Raw genomic sequence first — 19,461 nt, 5'->3', positions numbered from 1 at the left:
TGATTAGCTTTCTGGACTACCCGCCTGTGGTGTGGCGATAATCTTGGACAGCTTTATCCAACTGGTCGAGAGCACGACCGTACTCCTCATTGGACTTGCCCTTAGCAGCCTCCAAGCCCTTAAGCGCGTCGTTGATCTTCTGGATCGCATCTCCTGTTGCGCCGGTGCCAGAGGCAGGCGCTGATGGCTTAGGCGATTCCTTCTGATTCGATTGGTCCTTGTTGGCGTCGTCTGCCTTTGGTGTCTTGTCTAGGTTCCGAGCCTCGCCAAGATCCTGAGCAGCCTTGGGGTCAATTCCTACCTGTGATAGCGCTTCAGAAATGGTTGGGGCATAGCCAACCTTTCCTTGGTAGGAAACAAGCACGCGGAGAAGCTTGGGGAACGCCGAGGCTTGGTCTTTACGCTGGGAGTACAAAGGCTCCACGTAGAGGATCTCGCCGTCACCGACTGGGAGTGTCAAGAGATTGCCGTTGAAGAGATCATTTGTGTCCCGCCACAGTGTGCGGTCAGAGGCGATCTGATCTGAAGACATCATGGTGTCCTGAGCCTGCTTGGGGCCCTGAGTCAGGGTGTCCGTGGGCAGGACGCGCACGGTGATCTTGCCGTAGTTGTCAGGGTCTGAGCTCACAGACATGTGCGCGGCTAGATACTCACGCTGAAGACCACGGAACGGGGTGATCAGCTGGAAGCTCGGCTTCTTGGTGTGAGGGTCTGCAGCAACCACGTAGTACGGAGGCTGCGCTATGTTCTGCTGACCTTCGGATGCAGATGGATCGCTTGGCACTGACCAGAAGCGGTCGTTGGTAAAGAAGTCGCGAGCGTCATCGACGTGATAGCGAGCCAGCATCTTACGCTGCACCTTGAAGATGTCTTCCGGGTAGCGCAGGTGGTTCATCAGAGCCTCGGAGATCTCCGACTTTGGTTTCACGGAGTCTGGGAATACACCCTTCCACGCCTTGAGTACGGGATCTTGCTCATCGAATTCGTAGAGATCCACGCTGCCGTCGTAAGCATCTACTACGGCTTTCACGGAGTTCCTGATGTATCCCACGTTGTCGGTGACAAGGCGCTGTGCGCTGTTGCCAACCTGTGCGGTGGTATCGGTAGTCGCCTCTGACATAGAGGTTCGCTCCGAATACGGCAGAGAGGAAAGCGTGGTGTATCCGTCCACGATCCACTTGATGCGTCCGTCGATTACTGCAGGATATGTCGTGGAGTCTGTGGTCAGCCACGGAGCCACGTTATGTACGCGCTCGCGGGGATCACGGTTGAAGAGGAGCTTCGAGTTCTTATTAACGCGATCCGACAGAACAAGGTTGAGTTCCTGGTAGCGGACAGCAAATGCCAAACGGTTAAAGAGATTACCGATGTTAACTCCACCTTCACCCTTATACGTGTAGGTAGAAGAGTCGGTATCATATTCCACAGGATTGCCCTGGTCAGAGCCCACCACTGCGTAATCTGCGCCGTCGCGAGCAGACGCGATCACGGGGCCGTAGTACGTGCGAGGCTCTTTGACCACAATGCCGAGTTCTTTTGCTTCTGCGTCTGTCGACTGCAAATCCGACACTGTGTACACGGGGTAGCCACCGCGTGCGGATCCAACGTCGCGAGCTACCTCGTCCACCTGATTCGCTTGGGCTGCGACGATGCCATTTCCGTGGGTGTACACCGTGTGCCGGTTAATCCAGTCCTTCTGGTTTTCTTGAAGCGCATTCGGATCAAGTTCCCTGGCTGCGACAACAAAGTCGCGTAGTTCCCCGTCGATAACATAGCGGTCCATCGCAAGTGACTTAGGGAAGCCGTAGAAGTTTCGCAACTGCTGCTGCTGGGTAAAGGTCGGGGAAATAATCTCTGGATCCAGCAGGCGGATGTTGCTCACTGTCGCAGAATCCGAGGCTACTTTCTCCGAGTTAGGTCCTTGAGCGCCCCAGTTATTCAAGTAACTTACCTGGTCATCAGTGATGCCATAGGCAAATCGAGTCGCCTGAATGTTGCGGGAGATAAATTCTGATTCTTTCTCCGCGCGGTTCGGGGAAACGGAAAAACGCTCCACCATGAGCGGCCAGATACTGCCGATAGAAACCGCACTGACCACCATGAGGACGGTGGCCGCAGCCGGGATTCGGAGGTCTTTAAGCACAACAACCAAAAAGAAGCAGAGTGCTACCACTGCAGCAATAACCAGCAGCACAATCTTGGCTGGAAGAACAGCGTTGATGTCTGTGTAGCTACCACCGGTAAAGGTCTCGTGGCGGTTATTGAGCAAGTCATAGCGGTCAAACCAATAGGAAGCCACCTTCAGAAGCATCCACAAACCTGCAGTTACGGAAAGCTGAACTCGCGCATAGGAAGAAATACTTCCCCGGACCCCTGCAGCTTGGTTTCCTACTCGGATACTCCCTAGAAGGTAATGCCCAATCAAAGAAAGAAGGAACGCTACTGCAACAAGGATCGATAGCGTGCCCAGTCCCAGACGCAGCGCCGGGAGCATGAAGGCGTAGAAACCGTAGTCCATTCCGAACTGAGGATCCGACACACCAAAGCTTTGGCGGTTAAGGAATAGCTGAACAGTTTGCCAGTTCTGCTGACCTAGGAAGCCTGCGACAAAAGCGATAACTATGGGAATAATGGTCAAGAAGCGTTTAACGCTGCGTTCAACCACCGCGCGATACTGCGGAATTGGTCCCTCTAGGTCAAAAACATCGAGTTCGTCGGGGCGCCCGCGATATGTGAGCCATCCGGAAATCCATGTGATGATTCCCGCCACCAGCGCAAACACCACAAACAACGCAATTCGAGTCAGTATGACCTTGTTAAACACCCCCCTAAAATTAACTTCACCGAACCACAGCCAATTGGTGTAGAGACCAATTGCTGTGGGGACCAGCGCACCCAAAATCACCAGAAGGACCACAATCCGGGTGAACAGCTTAGGTGGACGACCGATCGAGGGGGACGGAGGCGTAAGGCCGTTCGCCAACTCGAACTCCTTTATTTCATTCTGTGTAGGGGCACATTCGCGGAAATCAACAGGGATCCCATGCAAAAGTTTTCTACGATGGACAAGGTAATGTCCTAGTCTACGGCAGTTTCTTCACAGGTGAATGTAAAGGATTTTTTAATGAGCACTCCTGACTACCCCATCCAAGCGTTAAATAAGGCAATGCTTGAGGCAGTCGACTTCATTCACGCCGAAGGATGGGACGCCTCCCCTACACTATTTGCCCTGGTCCCAGCGGAATTAGTGGGTTCAGCCATTCCGGAAGACGACGACTCTCCCCTCGCGCTCGTGGTCCAAGATAATCTCCCGGAGCATATACAACCAGGTTCAGAAGAACTTGGGGATTACATCTCCCGCATATCTTGGCCGAGCCAAGTGATAGGCGCTGTTTTGGCCCAAGAGATCATGTTTAGGGATTCCTCTGACCCCACAGCAGGCCCCCGCCCGGCGCGCCTTTTCTCCGGTGTTCTCCAGGGCGATCATGAGTTGACTCTTTTGCAGATGCGTCCCTCAGAAGAAGAGTTGGAAGCACGCGGTCCTTTTGCCGCCGATGAGATCGAGCTTAGGGGCGGACCAGGGGTCGCACCTGGCGTTATCGCCGCTTTGCGCATGACATTGGATTAGAATCGAGTTGTTTCTGCCCGACTTATGCCTCAGGAGCTGATTCTGTGTTTCCCTCCACTCTTCTCCGCATGCCGCTGAGTATTCGTGCTTTTCGACGCCCAGCATGTGCCCTCGCGCTGTGCGGTCTTCTAGGGGTGACAGCGTGTGGCAGCAATCAGGAGACTCCGACCCCTGAGGCATCAGAAACGTCCTCCCAGTCTGTGGCAGAAACTACGAAGACTGCTCTGCCTAGTGAGCAAGAGACCAGCGGGGTGGCGTCGACAAGCTCGGAAAAGGCCAAGAAGAATCCCAATCTGGAGAAGGCCCGCAAGCAATTTGGGGCACTCGCACCTGAGGAGTTTTTTGATCAGTTTGACTCGTGCGATGCAAACGGAGTTCAAAATTCGATGGCTTGTTCTGGGGAAAAAATTGGTCAATTCCAATTTTTTAAGTCCGATTCTAAAGCCGCATCTACAACGCAGCTGCTCACGGAGCTTAGGAGCTCACGGGTGGTAGAAGATACTGGGCGTCGCGTTGTTGGGTGGTCCACGCTGGGGAGTACCGCAGTTATCACGGTGGTGGACAACGATGAGGGCCTGGTTATGCAGCAAATGGTCTCTACCGATGAAAAAGATCCAGCGGAACAGATCTATGCGCTGGGCTTAGCGCAGCGTCCGCAGGCAGAAAGCTCCGCTATGGAGACTCCTGCGACTACAGAATCTGCGAAAGCTAAGCCCTAGCCATTTACTTTTTACACGTCGTGTACTCGCCGCCAGTGTTATAAGCGTCCATTTGTTTGATGGCATCGTCCAGAGAATCAACGCTCAAGACGGTCATGCCGTCATGATTTCGGCTTACGGCCTCTGAGCAGTTCTTGGCAGGGGCAAGGAAAAGCTCTGCACCAGCGTCTTTAGCCGCTTGAACTTTATGTGCGATTCCGCCAATAGGGCCCACGGTGCCGTCATCATCGATGGTGCCAGTACCGGCCACAAACTTTCCGCCGTTGAGGTCGCCTCCACTGAGTTTATCCACCACAGCCAGTGAAAACATGAGCCCAGCCGAGGGGCCGCCGATGTCTTTAAGGTGATAATCGACCGTGATTCCGCCAGCGGGTTTAGCGGCCATGCTCACCCCTAAGAACGGAATTGCGGGATCGTTGGGATTCTTGCCCAGTTTCACTGTAGCCTCGTGTTTTTGTCCGTCACGTCGATACGTAATGGTGACGCTATCGTCGACCTTTTTCTTCCGAACTGTCTCGCGGACTTGTTTGGGGCCGCCAACAGCTGTGCCGTCGATGTCCATTATCACGTCGCCTTCTTGGAGAATCCCATGTGCAGCAGATTCTTCGACGATACTCGCGACCTCTGTTTCTACAGGACGACCCAGATGATTCATCGCAGCGATGGTCGCGGAGGCTTCCGATGAGGAGAAGGCAATCTGGTTTTCTTGGTTAACCTGATCCGGAGTTTTGTTCTTGGGATAGATGCGCTCCAAAGGGATAAGCGTGTCATCCGTAAACAGCCATCGGCTAAGCGCCTGAGCCAGGGTCATCCCGCTGCGGATAGACACCGTTGTCATGTTGAGGTTACCGCGAGTCTTATCAACGTCTGCGCCACCAATCTCCACAACATCTTGCCCGTCGATCTGCCCGAGCGTGTTAAACGTAGGACCTGGGCCTTCCGCCGCATATGGCACGGTCAAATCAATATCAGTCCCAGGAACATGATCGATGGTGACAAGGGTTCCCAAGACGACGATGGGAAGGGCTCCCAGTGTAAGAGTGCTTAGACGACGTTTCACGAGTCCTTAGGGTACATGTTCGCTCACAGCGTTGCCTCCAACATGGCACAAATAGCACAAGAATCGGTACGGTTATGAAGCATGAATACCAATGGATTCGGTTTTTCTTTCAACTTCGGCGGCAATGGCGATGATGATAACAACGGCCGCAACAACAACCCCTTTGGCGCCGGTGGCTTGGGAGACATGCTGAACCAATTCGGGCAAATGCTCTCTGGAATGGGTTCCACGATGAATTCTCCCGAGGGACAGGGCGCAGTGAACTATGCGCTCGCCGAGCGGATTGCACGGCAACAGATCGGCTCTTCTGCTGCTGCGTCATCCAATGACACCGCCGCGGTAGAAGAAGCCGTCCGCCTCGTGGAAATATGGCTTGACGACGCCACCATTCTGCCCGCATCCGGCAATACCGTGGCAGCATGGGATGCTTCTTTGTGGCTAGAGAAGACTCTTCCCATGTGGAAACGACTCGTCACCCCGGTAGCTGAGAACATGGCTCAGGCTCAGGTGGACTCGCTACCTCAAGAGGCTCGCGAGATGGTGGGCCCCATGATGCAGATCATGAATCAGATGTCTGGCATGAATTTTGGCATGCAGCTAGGCCACGCACTAGGTGATCTTGCTACTCAGACTATTGCTGGCACAGATTTCGGTCTCCCTATCGCCCCGACAGGTGTCACCGCCGTACTGCCCGCTAACCTGCGCAAAGAAACCTCTGGTCTAAAAATTGAGGACCGCGAGGTCATGGTCTATCTCAGCGCACGTGAGGCAGCTCGTCAGCGACTATTTAAGCACGTTCCATGGCTGCGAGAACGGCTCGTCTCTTCCGTTGAGGAGTACGCAGCAGGACTCGTTATCGACACGTCTCATATCGAAGAAGCCATGCGTGACTTAAACCTGGAGTCTGGCGACCCCACTGCGATTCAAAACGCTATGGAACAGCTCCAGGGCCTCGACATGAGCCCTCGTATTACCTCACGTAACTCCCACGCAGCGTCTCGGCTAGAGACTCTTCTCGCACTGATCGAGGGCTGGGTGGAAATAGTGGTGACTGAGGCCATGGGAGACCGCATCCCGTCAACAGCCGCCCTGAACGAGGCATGGCGTCGTCGTCGTGCTACCGGAGGTTCTGCAGAGCAAGCGTTCGCCAAAGTCGTAGGGATTGAGTTCGCTGCTCCCAAGGTCGCTGAAGCTCAAGAACTGTGGCGCCGAGTAGGGGTCGCCGTAGGTACTGAGCGCCGCGACCACGTGTGGGATCACCCAGATTTCTTGCCCACCGCCGAGGACCTCGAATCTTCCGCTGAGTTCATCGACGCGCTTCTCGACGACTCCTCTGGCACCGATTTTGATCCCATCGCAGAAATCACCAAGTTGGAGGAAATGCTCGCTTCTGAGGGTGAAAACCCCGAAAGCAAGGAAAACCCCAAGCCGGAAGATGACTCCGACGATCAAGGTCCCAAGAAGCCCTAACAACCGTTAAACCCCGAGCTAGCCTCCTAGACTGCACGCTAGCTCGGGGTTCTCTCGTATCTTTAACCGCTCACCCGTTGCATAGCCTCCAAAAACCCCTTCGCCCGCTCTGCATAGGGAGCACGATCTGCCCATTCCCAAAACTCTTTGCTGTGTCCGTTGTGAATGAACGTGTGCACGAGCTCATGGATAATCACAGAATCCACAACGTAATCGGGGACTTCTCGTAACCGATGAGAAATTCGTATTTCTCCCGTGCTTTGTGAGCACGACCCCCAGCGCCGCCGTTGGTTGGTGACCCATTTGATGGAGCTTAGGTTAGCTTTCCCATCAAGGTAGCGTCGATTCAGATACTGCGCGCGCTGGAAGAGCTCATCATTCGATTCTGCGGTGGATTGGGTCTTTCGTTTCACTTTTGCGGACATCTCAGCGATCACTCGCTGTTCATCGCTTTTGCTCATTGACTCCGGGATTCGGATTTGCACGCGCCCGTCGATAAGCCGAGCAGAAACGGTGCGTACCCGACGCTTCGAGCGGATCACTTCCACAGGAAGCTCGGGGGTGTTTTTACGGGGCATGACAAAAATGGCTCTCTGTGCTGAAATTACCGTCATGAACACGGGGGGAAACGTAGTTCTCAGTCCCAGTCATCAAGTATTGGTGCGGACTGAGGGGATTCAGTTTGGACTCGACTCAACGCGTGCAGGGATTTTCCCAGCACCACGCGAGCTTATCGATGCACTAGTTCCGATACTTCGCAGCTTACGCGAGCCGCGGGCAAAAGGTCAGATAATTTCTGAACTTACTTCAGCAGGACTCCATCCTGTTGCTGCGCGAGGACTCCTGGAAGACCTCCTCGCCCACGGCGTCATCAGGACACAGAACAAACCCCGGGCGAGTGCAGTTATCGGCAATGACCCGCTGGCAGACGCTATATCGGATCTTCTAGAAAAAATCGGGATGAACGTACTGCGTTCAACCAATTTTCCCAGTCCAGACGATTTTATGGATCATATCCAGCGTCGAACCCTCGTGATTGTGTGCAATCCGCGCGGAATAGAGTCCAACATCGAAGATCGAGTTAACACGCATGGTTTCCTCCTGCCGGTACGGCTTATCGACGCCCACGGTATCGTCGGCCCAGTCCGATTAGAAGGAAGTGGCCCATGTCTCGCCTGCGGCGATCTCTACCGCACTGATTCCGACCCCGAGTGGCCGGCGCTTCGCGCCCAATCGATGCTTTCTGGTCGCCCTTTTCCCGCGACCCCGCACCTCATCGCAGCCACCGCCGCGCACGCCAGCTTTGTTGCTCAAAGCCTTCTCTCACAGCCTGACAACACCTACGCTGTTATCTCACCATCGCTTATCCCCGGCGACAGCCTTCAAGTTTCTGCCTATTCCACAGAAAAGCTTCCTCGCCTTTCTGCTCACCCAGCGTGCCCGTTCTGCTGGGGTTGTGAGGATCAGCGGAATTGAGCCAAAGTTTCCAGCAAGCTACTGCCGTACTTTTCTACTTTCATCTGACCGATACCGGAAATCTGTAGTAGGTCATCTGTGGTCGTTGGGCTGGCCTCAGCAATAGCGTGCAGGGTTGCGTCTGTGAAGACTATGTAAGCAGGCACACCGCCTTCTTTAGCCATGTCTAGACGCCACGCCTTCAGAGTCTCAAACACCTCCTCGTCAACGCCCGACGGGCAATCGACGCATCTTCTCATCACGATTTCTGAGGGGGAGCCCAGGGATGCGCCGCACACACGACAGCGCTTTGAACGCTTACTGCGTGGTGGGACGGCGATATCGATAGGCTCTTCCACAATGCCGTCAAAGAACCGGCTTCTCTTCCGTGTCGCGCGTCCGCCCTCCTGACGAGCTTTTGCCCACGAGCACACAAGGTGCTCCCTGGCACGAGTAACACCGACGTAGAAAAGCCGGCGCTCCTCTTCAATGTGCGAGTCTCCCCCCTTAATCGCGTGGGTGATCGGGAGGGTGCCGTCGACAAGCCCTACAAGGAACACCGCATCCCACTCCAGGCCTTTAGCCGCATGTAAAGACGCTAACGTCACTCCTTGCATCGTCGGAGGGTGTTTTGCGCTTGCTCGCTGATTGAGTTGGTCTAGAAGTCCCTGGATATCCAGATCCGGTGTAGCTCGAGTCAACTCCACTGTGAGCTCAGCGAGGGCCTCTAGGGACTGCCACCGTTCACGAGCCTGCGTGCCTTCTGGTTCTTCCGGGGTTAATCCCAGAGGTGCTAACGCCGAGCGCACCAAGGTCTCCAAGGCGGAACCATGAATCGACTCTGTTCCTGCGCGCTGTGCAACGCGAACCAGTTGAGACATTGCTTGACGAATTTCCGCGCGCTGGAAGAACTCACCGCCACCGCGCACCTGGTACACAATCCCGGCATCCGCGAGGGCTTGTTCAAAAGCCGCCGACTGCGCATTAATTCGATAAAGCACCGCGATTTCCGACGCTGCGACTCCCTTGTTCAGGAGCTCTTTAATCCTGCTCGCTACGGCACGTGCCTCAGCGGGTTCATCGTCGAAAGTGCAAAATTCTGGTTCCGGGCCAGGCGGGCGCATTCCTTCCAAAGTCAAGCGAGTGCCCGCCACCCGACCCCGCGCTTTCCCGATCACTGTATTGGCAAGGTCCGTTACTTGAGGAGTCGACCTATAATCTCGCTGTAGCTTGACCACCGTCGCGTGAGGATACTTACGAGAAAACCCTAAAAGATAATTGGGAGTCGCTCCCGTAAAAGAGTAAATGGTCTGATTAGCGTCCCCAACCACAGTAATGTCATCGCGCTCCCCCAGCCATGCGTCAAGCACTCGTTGCTGCAACGGCGTAACGTCCTGGTATTCGTCGACCACAAAAGTGCGATACTGCTCCCGAAATTCCTCTGCAATCGCAGTCGAATTTTCAATGGCTCCTGCTGTGTGTAATAACAGGTCATCGAAGTCTAGGAGCATGCCCTCACTTGTTGTTTTAGCCTGCTCATATCTGCGGTATACCTCAGCGATTTTATCTGCGGCTGCGGGAATCTTACGATCCTTCACGTGCGCCACATAGCGGTCAGGCGTTATCAACGTAGCTTTTGCCCACTCGATCTCGCCTAGGAGATCTCTCACATTTTCCGTAGTCGTTTCTATGCCTACTGAGCGCGCAGCCTTGCCGACAAGCGGAAACTTGTTATCCAGCAATTTCCACGGCAGATTCCCGGCCACTTGCGGCCAAAAATACGACAACTGGCGCATCGCAGCTGAGTGGAACGTCTGCGCCTGTACTCCTCCTACACCCATGACGCCCAGCCGGTGCCGCATTTCCCCCGCAGCACGACGTGTAAACGTCACCGCCAGTACGCGATTAGGACTAGCCATGCCACGATCAATAAGGTTGGCAATCCGATAGGTAATCGTTCGAGTCTTACCCGTTCCGGCACCCGCAAGAATGGCTACCGGCCCGCGAGGAGCACTAGCGGCAGCCCTTTGGTCGCTATCCAGATCATTGAGATCAATCATCGTTTTTGTTTACCCAATCCCACATCATGTCATGCGCGATACTGCCCGGAGCTGGAAGCTGGATGGTGCCTCGAACAATATCTTTACGTGTTACCCAGCGAATCTCTGTGAGCTCACCATCGGGTTGTACCACAGCATCCATGTCTGTTGTCCGTGCAGTCATCCCCACCATGATGGCCCCACTATAAGGCCACGATTGACTCTTTACATAGGAAACATGAGAGATACGTCTTCCAGTTTCTTCCCACACTTCTCGGGTCAGTGCTTGTTCAAACGTCTCCCCCATTCCCAGGTATCCGGCGATCAAGGAAAAGTACCCACGGCGGTGAGTATTTTCTCCCAAAAGTACATACTCGTCAGACTCTGACGTAATCAGTCCAATCACAGCAGGATCAATGCGAGGAAACACGTCCTTTCCGTCGGGTGTTCGGCCGACGGTAGGAGTGTTGTATTCCAGCTGTTCCCCAGATGCTGGGTCATAGACCATTACTTCACGATTACGTAGGACTGCAATAGCCGTTGTTACCCATGGGATGTGAGACCGCGCTGCTGTGCCTGTTATCGAATCCACCACATCAGGGGCGACTCGTTGCACTAACAGCTGATCCGTCACGTTAAAGGCAGGGACATCCGGCCTAGGAGAAGACAGCACTGGATTGCCCTTACGGACGGGAACTCGTCCAGCGGGATCAACCAGCAGGCACTTCTTAATCGGAAACATCCTCACTGAAAACTCGTCGGATATACAGCAGCCGATCGCCAGGTTCCACGGTCTCTGCCTCTGGAGAATCGATCCTATACAGCTCGCCAGAGCGCACAACGCCAAGGACGATATCTGCCAAGTGCCGAGGATTAGCGCCTACCTCATCTTCACCCACCGGGCGTTCCGCAACGGAAAATCCCTCATCGGGGGATAACAGATCTTCCATCATCTCCACCACCGAAGGCGTTACCGTGGCTAAACCAAGCATGCGGCCTGCGGTCTCAGAAGAAATCACCACTGAGTCTGCGCCAGATTGCTCCAAAAGGTGCTGGTTCTCGGATTCCCGCACACTAGCAACAACCCACGCACTCGGCGCCAGCTCTCGCACAGAAAGCGTTACGAGCACCGCGGTATCGTCGATATTGGGTGCTACGACGACAGCCTTTGCCTTGGGAACGCCGGCAAGTTTGAGCACCTCTGATTTAGTGGCAGAACCATTAACTGTCACAAGCCCCGCGGTATTCGCAGTCTCCAGAGCTACCGGATCGGTATCCACGACAACGATCTCTTTAGGAGACACACCGTCCGCCAGCAGTGCCGAAACTGCCGAACGTCCTTTAGTTCCATATCCAATGACCACGGTGTGGTTTCGCATGCGTTTCCTCCAGCGCTGGATTTTCCATGCTCGGCGCGATTCCTCTGTGAGCACCGACAACGTCGTGCCGACCAAGAGGATAACGAATGTCAACCGAAGCGGGGTGATAATGATGATGTTGAGAAGACGTGCCCCCTGCGTCACCGGTGTGATGTCGCCATAACCGGTGGTGGACAAAGAAACCGCCGAATAATAAAGCGCATCGATGAAGGTCAGATGCTCGCTGTAGCCACCTTTGTCAAAGTAAACAATCAAGGCCACAAGGAGAATCAGCACCAACGCATAGCCAAAACGCCGAGCAATCAACCGCACTGGGCTGATCAACGGGTTTCCGGGGATACGAATAACGTTGAGCAGGGTATGCTCTGGCAACTCGGTGAGTTCCTCATCCCCGAGGTATCGACCCGCATCGCGGTTGGTCAACGGCATTATGCTCCTAGGTTCTTCTCAAAGTGCTCATCAAGATTACATGTTCAACGTAAGCATGTGAGCTAACGACGCCTCATCCGGAAGCTCGCTGGGCTGATAACTAAAATTGCGCCCCACATAATGGAACAACGCTTGTACTTCTGATGGGTCAACGCCCTGCAGCCGAGCCCACGCTAATCGATACACTGCCAGCTGCAGCGATACAGAACGACGCTCCGCGGCTTCTGCCGGCGGCTGTCCTGTCTTCCAATCAACAACAACCCATTGTCCATCCGCGTTCTTAAACACAGCGTCCATACGTCCTCGGACTATATGCTCGCCGATAGACACTTCAAACGGATGCTCCACGTATTCAGGAGTTCGGTCCGCCCACTCGCTGTCCAAAAATCGGGCTTTCAGAGTCTCCAATTCTGTTCCGTCCAAGGCATCATCAATGCCAGGAAGCTCATCAGCATCCAACAAAGCCGTGGCACCAAAACGGTCTTCAATCCACTGGTGGAAAGCAGTTCCGCGTTTGGCATAGCTATTGGGTTTGAAAGGAACTGGCCGGCGACGTCGTCTAGCAAAAGCTTGGGGATCCTGCGAAAGGTTCACGATGTCCGAGGCCGTAAGCTCAAGGCCTAATTCCACAGGCACAACCGGAGTGCTCAGCTGCTGATGTTCCTCGATAAGCGCGGTGACCTCTTGTTCCCATCGCTCAAAAAGATCTCCATCTTTTATCAGCGCAGGAAGCTCCACCATGGCTTTCTTGACCGCATCTACTCCCTCGGGCCGCAACTCTTGGGGGAAAACTCCAGTTTCTGGAAGAGGAGGTTCGAGGGCATCATCGGTATCGCCGTCAAACCACTCCACCACGGAGTCTGGCACTTTAGTGCGCAACATTTCAAGATGCGTGTAAGGCCCCGGAGGGGAAGCCTTGGTGATATCCGTTGATGCTGTAACCAGTACGCGTTCCTCTGCACGGGTCAATGCCACATAGAACAACCGCGCATTCTCTTCTTCCTCTACAGCTCGAAATTCTGCAATGTGGGCGTCTCCCTGCTTTTTCAGATCAGCTGGGGATTCTGGGGAATCGATATACCAAACAGGAGCTCCCACCAAAGAGTCGTCTTCTCGTGCGTCTCCGCGAAGCGCCGATGGCACGGCGGACTCGTTGCTCAGCCATGTCGACGTTCTTGTCTTATAGGTGCTGGAATCTGCATGCGCAACGCTCACGATCTGCCACTCCAAGCCTTTAGCTTTATGCACAGTAAGAATCTGAACACGGTCAGAACGAACCTGCACCTCGCCGGGTTCTAGGCCGTCCTCATGGCTTCTACTGAGCTCAAGGTAATCCAAAAACTGGCTCAGCGTGGCATGGGGAACCCGAGCAAAATCCGAGACGACCTCTGCAAAACGATCAAGATGTGCAGTCCCCGGGGCTCCGTCGGCATGGGGGTCTTCTCGTTGTAGCACTTCGGTACGAATCCCGAATACTCGCTCGATGTCTGCAAAAAGATCCGGCAATGAGTGCCCCAAGCTATGGGTACGCAGATACCTCAATTCGGATGCCAGCAAGCGCAGCCTCCGCAGCCCCTCATCGCTATAGCGAGTTGAACTGTCCTCTTCTCTCGGCGCATCAAGGTCAGCGACGGCCTCTGCCAGTCCCACAACTGCTTCCGGCGCCTTAGGCAAAGTTTCCGCGATTATTTGTTCCAGACGCTCAAGTGGATCAGTCTTTTTCTCTTCTCTATCGTCTTTTCCTCGTCCCGCGAGGTTAGCCGCACGATTAGCCAGCGCCAGAATATCTGCTGCCCCCAGCCCCACGTGCGGACCGGCTAGGATCCGCAGCGCAGATTGTGTGTCTTGGGGTCTAATCAGCATCGCCGCAACTGCGATCATATCGGCCACCTCGGGGACATCGATAAGCCCAGCTAAGCCAACAATTTCCACGGGGACTCCCCGCGCTTGCAGCTCTAAAGCGATGGGAGCAGAGTGCCGTTTTTTTCGGACCAACACAGCGGCGGTAAAGTTCTCGCCCCGATTTCTATAAGCCTCCGCCAACTCGTCGGCTATAAATTCTCGCTCTTTTTCCGCGCTAGGGAAAAAGCCCAAGGTCACTTCCCCGTGTGGGGCACCTTCACGGGAAGAGAGCGGCTGTACTGTTCGGCGAGGATTATCCGGGGCGCCAAGGACTTCCCTGGATACCTCATTGGCCAGTTGAAGAACCTCGGGAGGATTACGGAAGCTCACTGTTAGCTCGCGTTTTTGAGCGAGGTCATCGCCTAAAGCAAAGTCCTCTCTAAAGCGCTCAAGATTGGCAGAAGTAGCCCCACGCCACCCGTAGATCGACTGCATCGGGTCTCCCACTGCGGTGACTGCAGCTCCGCTGAAGAGGCTACGCAACAATACTCGCTGCGCGTGACCGGTGTCCTGGTACTCATCCAGCATCACCACGGAATATCTATCTCTTTGGGAAGCTCCTACCTGCGGATTTTCCTCAGCAAGCCTAGCGGCGAGCGACATCTGTTCCCCGAATGTCATGAGATTATTCTGAGCCAGGTGTTGCTTGAGCATCGCAACCATGGGCAGCATCTGCTTGCGAATTATCTGCCGCTGTTTCCACCCAATAAGGGTCTGGTTCAACCCGCGTTTCGACGTCGCCTCCACGTCATCCAGCACCGATAAAAATGCATCCGTCTCTTCCACAATGTCTTGCGGCGAAACGATATGGTTGTCCATGTCAGACACCAAAGACAAGAGTTTTTCCGTCGCGCTCACCGGTTGAGTCTGCGCGTCTAGGGCCCCCGAATAGTTGATAACGATGTCATAGGCGATCTGAAAAAGCTCAGTCTCTGTGATCAACCGTGATGAGGGCTCCACGGGTAAAAGCAAACCATATTCGCTGATCAAACTACCAGCATAGGAGTCGTATGTAGAGACCGTTGGGGCGATAGCCTCTAACTTATGAGACAGCTCCCCGCTTGGATCAATGTCTTTCAACGCATCCATACCTGCAAGTTGTTCAAGCCTGCCTCGGATACGTTGAGAGAGCTGTTGGGCAGCTTTCCTGGTGAACGTCAGCCCTAAGATGCGATCGGGATCCACCATGTTATTGGCCACCAGCCATACCACGCGAGCAGCCATGGTTTCCGTCTTACCAGCACCCGCACCAGCTACTACCAGCATAGGTCCGAGTTCAGCGCCTATGACAGCCGCTTGCTGCGGCGTAGGAGGGAATTTCTGCTTGAGTAACCGCGATAACTCAATCGGATCTATCATGCCGGGGTCATCCTTCCTTCGGGCTGCGCTGGACATATGTTTTTTATCGAGCACTGTGAACATCCATCGTTAACAATTGCTACAAGGCTGGGGCCAGTCAGACTCTGAACCAACGGCGGCAACAAGTCTGCAAATTCCTGTAGTTCCTCTGCAGTCTTTGTCGCTTGCTCGCGAGTGCTGATTGTCTTTGTTTTCGAGCCTGGGTACACCAGTACCGCTTGATCGACTTTCAGCGATCCATCACCGTTTCCGCTGATCACATCGCCGTTGTCGCTAAGCTTTCCTTTACTCAACGCAAGCTGGTATGCCGTCAATTGCTTGTGATTTGAGACATCCTTTGCGCTGAGTACGTTGGATCCCGTCTTGTAGTCGATGATCCGATAATCCCCGTCACTCGTACGCTCTAGTCTGTCTATGCGACCTCTGATGGTGATGCCTTCTGCAATCCGCGTATTTACTAAGGTTTCTACTCCCACCAGCTCATACTTTGCCGCAGATTCCGTTATCCATTTTTCTAGCCGCTCAATTATGTGCATCCATGCGGTCTCTTCAGATTCTTGCCGCCACGCAGGGGCATTAAGCAACTGAAGGAATGCTTCAGTGGTGAGCTTCTTCGCTGTCTCCGAGTCCACTCCCCGAGCAAGTGCTTCCGCGTATGCGTGCGCCAAAGAGCCTTTGAGCATCTGGAATGGTGTCTCTTCTTCCTCCACAACGGCATCGAGTCGGGCACGCAAAGGGCACGCCAAGCCTTTCTCTATCAGAGAAGGCGAAATAGACCTCTGGTCTAACGGCTGATCCGTAGAGGGGCCACCTTCACCCCACCATTCTTCAGGATGAGCCCCCGGAACTCCTGCCGCTGCCAGTCGTGCGAGCTGACGAGCAGCTTGATCTCGACGCCGCTGGGGTGAGTCACCATTGCGGACTTCTCGACGCAACTCCGCCACCATGGCTGGAACGCTCAAGAGCCGAATATAGTCTTCCAAACCTGTGGCCTCGGGTGCCAAAGGCACAGAAAGACCAGTGTACGACGTCTCACTCTCTTGCGAGGGCTGCTGGAAGCAGGAAGGATCGAGCTCGTCCATAAAACGCGATGGCTCGGCTACGTCGTTAGCGTCAGGAGCTTCTACAGCGGTGATATAAAGACGCTGCGTGGCCCGGCTATTAGCCACGTGAAAGAGACGTCGTTCCTCGTCCAGACGGTCTTTAGAACGCATGACGATGGTATTAGGGTCGATGTCTGAATCGACAAGATCCGTCAGCTCTTCCTGGCCAAAGAGCGTCCCGGTTTCACCAAGAGAAGGCCAACTCCCCTCCTGCACTCCCGCAACTACCACCGTATGCCACTGCTGTCCGAGCGCCGCATGCGCTGTCAGAAGCTGTACCGCTTGTGTGCGGATTTGGCGTCGGTCGCGCACCCCTGTGGGTAATTCTTGTTCCGCTATGTGTCGCATAAAGGACACAATGCCGGCAGTGGGGCGTCGCTCCACCCAGTCGCCCGCAGCATCAAAAAGCGCCATTGCGGCATCAAGATCACGATCCGCCTGAGAGCCTGCGGCGCCACCCCTTAGGCTTACTGCCTGAAGGTGATTGGCCAAACCGGTCTCATGCCAAATCGCCCACAGGATTTCTTCGACACTACCGGGTTGGGCCCCCCGCGACAGCACGTTTCTGATTCTTTCCAGAATCTGTAGTTCTCTTTCAGAAAGAACTTCCTCAGCTTCTCCCGCTAGGGCAGCCTGCTCGTCTGAAGGGCGGGGGTTAATGAGTATTTTTAATAGTTCTACGGCACGCCGGCTACCGCCACGTCTCATCTCAACTTTACGCAGTCCGCGATAAAGCCGGCGCAGGGTCACAGAGTCTGCGCCACCGATGGGACCAAGGAGGAGGTCTTCAATGTCACGGTTGTTGAGCTCCCCGTATATCGCCCTCACGGCAAGAATCATCGAGGAGACGATGCGCTGTTCGCTCAAAATGATGTCTGTTGGATCAACCTGCACCGGAACGCCTGCGGCCAGAAGCGCACGCCGAACAGGCGTGACCAGTCCCGTAGAACGCACGATCACTGCAATCTCATCCCACGGAACCTCGTCAATCAGGTGAGTCCTACGAATTGTGTCTGCAATGTACTCAAAGTGTTGCCCTTGGTTTTCAACAATCCGCGCCGTAGTCTCAGGTAGCCGTCGAGAAGCTTCCAATACCAACTGATGATCCACAGGATACGTAGTGAGAAACTCTGGGGTTGCGCCACGAAAATGAAACACCGACTGTTCTGGGTCTCCACCGATGATGCCAAATTCTGCGTAGCGCAGCAGCTCGCTAATAAGTTGTGCAGATTTAGGGTCAAGGTGCTGAGCATCATCAACAATGATTGTCTTCCACCCCTGATCTGGAATCTGATACTCAAGCACAGTACTTACGAGTTCGGAAGCACTCAGGCTCTTCGCTCCGCCCAGAGCCATCGTTTGCTCATATTCCCGCAAGAAAGCCCCGGCAGCGCTCCACATCGGCCGACGATGCATATTCCCGAGTCTTTCCAGGTCTTCTGGGCTCAGCCCTCGTTCGACTGCACGTAAGAGAAAATCTCGAAGACCACGAGCAAAACCAACAAGGCCTAGCGCATCACGAGTCTCCTGCGGCCAGATGCGTGCTGCTTCTGGATCCTCGTTGTGGCCTTGTAACAGCTCCCTAATCACCGCATCTTGTTCAGCACCTGTAATAAGCCTCAATTCTTCTCCGCTTAAGCTGCGTAATAACGCAAAAGCAAGAGAGTGCACAGAGCGCACCATCGTGGTGGCAGCCGTGTATGACTCTCCAGAAAGACGTGCAGCAATCCCGGCGCGCAAACGAGTAGCGCTTTCCTTTGAGGCTGCAATAACAAGAATGCTTGAAGGATCTACTCCGCGTCTCAGACGTTCTGCGACAGTATCCATGATCAACGTAGACACGCCCGAGCCAGCAGGGCCAATAAGACGCCATAGACCGGTTTGATCCTTAAAGAGATCATTGTCCCAGTCCTGTGTCTCTACATGGTGGTGTGCAGAAACGATGCGTACCCGCGGCGCAGGTGGCTGCCTAAAAGCTGCTCGTTGAGAATTCGGATAGCCCGAGGTAGCCGCCGCCTCTGGTGCCAAAGGTGTTTCCGAGGTCGCTGAGAAGTTCATGCCTCATAGTGTGACAGATACCTTTGACATCACGGCCTTGGCTACCCACTCTAAATTCGTTCCTGTATTCGATGTGGCATCAGGATGAAGAGCGTGCACTGCTGTGCGATACGCCAAAGCACGTAAGAGTAGCTGGTCAAGGTGAGGAACATGGGAAAAGCGTCCAATGACCCCCTCGTCTACTGCACCGACGCAGAGGGCGTCGATAATGCTTAGTGCGGCCGTATAGCCATAAGGGCGAGCTACCCCCATCACATCTGTCACGGTGGGTGCCTGTACGCCGGCGTAGAGCGTCGTGGCAAACATATCGGCATGAACAACCTGGTTCGGAGCATCTACGTCGCGTAACAAAAGTTCGACTTTGGGCATGATATTGATTGCCGTTAAATGACGCGGGATTGAATCTTGTAAATCAATCGCCGATGTCGGGGACTCATGCCACGCTATATGGTCTGCAATGGAAAAAATGTCGGTGTCATCCACCTCTCTAAAAGAAGCGGGTACGTCCACGGTGCTCAGCGCAAGGTCTAGGCGTAGTGCAGCTGCCACGGTTTCATCGACACGTCGAGTAAGTATTCCCGGTACAAAACTCGACGCACGCCATCCTGCGTTGATAAACCTACCGTCGGTGGATTTGATCGGACGAACGATGCGTACGCCTTCTGGCTGTAATTTTTCTCTAATCCGAGAAGACCAAGCCGCACGCACGGGATGCGCGACCTGCGAAAAAACTACTGACCCGACTTTCCAACCGTAATCCCATGCTGCGCCCATGGCGCGAGCAGGTTCATCCGGCGCATGAAAAACATTGCGGACGTGAGGGGGAAGAGCCGTGAAATCCATGATTTGTAGCCTAATAG

13 protein-coding genes are annotated in these 19,461 nt (G+C 54.4%); 4 read left to right on the top strand and 9 right to left on the bottom strand.

What is annotated here, in order from left to right:
• Nucleotides 1-16: 16 nt before the first annotated feature.
• Complete coding sequence (locus tag CULFRC11_RS02965) at nucleotides 17-2,983, bottom strand: UPF0182 family protein (RefSeq protein ID WP_023635305.1); 2,967 nt, start codon at nucleotides 2,981-2,983, stop codon at nucleotides 17-19.
• A gap of 141 nt (nucleotides 2,984-3,124) precedes the next feature.
• Between CULFRC11_RS02965 and CULFRC11_RS02960 the strand changes: the two genes are divergently transcribed.
• Nucleotides 3,125-3,628, top strand: coding sequence for a PPA1309 family protein (locus CULFRC11_RS02960; protein ID WP_013910986.1), 504 nt, complete (start codon nucleotides 3,125-3,127; stop codon nucleotides 3,626-3,628).
• A gap of 68 nt (nucleotides 3,629-3,696) precedes the next feature.
• Nucleotides 3,697-4,347: a hypothetical protein gene (locus CULFRC11_RS02955; protein ID WP_031270083.1), complete on the top strand. Its 651-nt coding sequence runs from the start codon at nucleotides 3,697-3,699 to the stop codon at nucleotides 4,345-4,347.
• Nucleotides 4,348-4,351: 4 nt separating this feature from the next.
• On the opposite strand, the gene CULFRC11_RS02950 is transcribed toward CULFRC11_RS02955, so the two are convergent.
• Nucleotides 4,352-5,407: a YlbL family protein gene (locus tag CULFRC11_RS02950; protein ID WP_023635304.1), complete on the bottom strand. Its 1,056-nt coding sequence runs from the start codon at nucleotides 5,405-5,407 to the stop codon at nucleotides 4,352-4,354.
• A gap of 81 nt (nucleotides 5,408-5,488) precedes the next feature.
• On the opposite strand from CULFRC11_RS02950, the gene CULFRC11_RS02945 reads away from it, so the two are divergent.
• Nucleotides 5,489-6,877, top strand: a complete 1,389-nt coding sequence (locus tag CULFRC11_RS02945) for a zinc-dependent metalloprotease (protein WP_023635303.1) — start codon at nucleotides 5,489-5,491, stop codon at nucleotides 6,875-6,877.
• Between the two features lie 62 nt (nucleotides 6,878-6,939).
• Here CULFRC11_RS02945 and CULFRC11_RS02940 read toward each other — a convergent pair whose 3' ends face one another.
• Nucleotides 6,940-7,455 (bottom strand): M48 metallopeptidase family protein, encoded by a 516-nt coding sequence (locus CULFRC11_RS02940; RefSeq protein WP_031270080.1) that lies wholly within the window; start codon nucleotides 7,453-7,455, stop codon nucleotides 6,940-6,942.
• Between CULFRC11_RS02940 and CULFRC11_RS02935 the strand changes: the two genes are divergently transcribed.
• Entirely contained in the window at nucleotides 7,454-8,353 is a 900-nt protein-coding gene (locus CULFRC11_RS02935) for a bacteriocin biosynthesis cyclodehydratase domain-containing protein (protein ID WP_023635302.1), read from the top strand. The two genes, CULFRC11_RS02940 and CULFRC11_RS02935, sit on opposite strands and share 2 nt — an antisense overlap.
• Here CULFRC11_RS02935 and CULFRC11_RS02930 read toward each other — a convergent pair.
• Genes CULFRC11_RS02930 through CULFRC11_RS02905 form a run of 6 tightly spaced genes read right to left on the bottom strand, consistent with a single transcriptional unit; the run spans nucleotide 8,341 to nucleotide 19,444 of the window.
• Nucleotides 8,341-10,392, bottom strand: a complete 2,052-nt coding sequence (locus CULFRC11_RS02930) for an ATP-dependent DNA helicase UvrD2 (RefSeq protein WP_023635301.1) — start codon at nucleotides 10,390-10,392, stop codon at nucleotides 8,341-8,343. The genes CULFRC11_RS02935 and CULFRC11_RS02930 overlap by 13 nt on opposite strands.
• Nucleotides 10,385-11,044, bottom strand: a complete 660-nt coding sequence (locus CULFRC11_RS02925) for an NAD(+) diphosphatase (RefSeq protein WP_031270076.1) — start codon at nucleotides 11,042-11,044, stop codon at nucleotides 10,385-10,387. Before CULFRC11_RS02925 ends, CULFRC11_RS02930 begins: the two co-directional genes overlap by 8 nt.
• Before the next feature lie 55 nt (nucleotides 11,045-11,099).
• Entirely contained in the window at nucleotides 11,100-12,179 is a 1,080-nt protein-coding gene (locus CULFRC11_RS02920; RefSeq protein ID WP_013910978.1) for a potassium channel family protein, read from the bottom strand.
• 36 nt (nucleotides 12,180-12,215) lie between these two features.
• Nucleotides 12,216-15,440, bottom strand: coding sequence for an ATP-dependent helicase (locus CULFRC11_RS02915; protein WP_038620386.1), 3,225 nt, complete (start codon nucleotides 15,438-15,440; stop codon nucleotides 12,216-12,218).
• Nucleotides 15,437-18,601, bottom strand: coding sequence for an ATP-dependent helicase (locus tag CULFRC11_RS02910; protein WP_023635299.1), 3,165 nt, complete (start codon nucleotides 18,599-18,601; stop codon nucleotides 15,437-15,439). Before CULFRC11_RS02910 ends, CULFRC11_RS02915 begins: the two co-directional genes overlap by 4 nt.
• A gap of 3 nt (nucleotides 18,602-18,604) precedes the next feature.
• Nucleotides 18,605-19,444: a TIGR02569 family protein gene (locus tag CULFRC11_RS02905; RefSeq protein ID WP_038620383.1), complete on the bottom strand. Its 840-nt coding sequence runs from the start codon at nucleotides 19,442-19,444 to the stop codon at nucleotides 18,605-18,607.
• Nucleotides 19,445-19,461: the final 17 nt, after the last annotated feature.

Origin of the sequence: Corynebacterium ulcerans, assembly GCF_000767685.1 — a bacterium.
In the GTDB taxonomy this organism is placed as follows: domain Bacteria; phylum Actinomycetota; class Actinomycetes; order Mycobacteriales; family Mycobacteriaceae; genus Corynebacterium; species Corynebacterium ulcerans.
The sequence above is the reverse complement of the archived record's forward strand: the minus strand, read 5'-3'. Positions and strand labels throughout refer to the sequence as shown.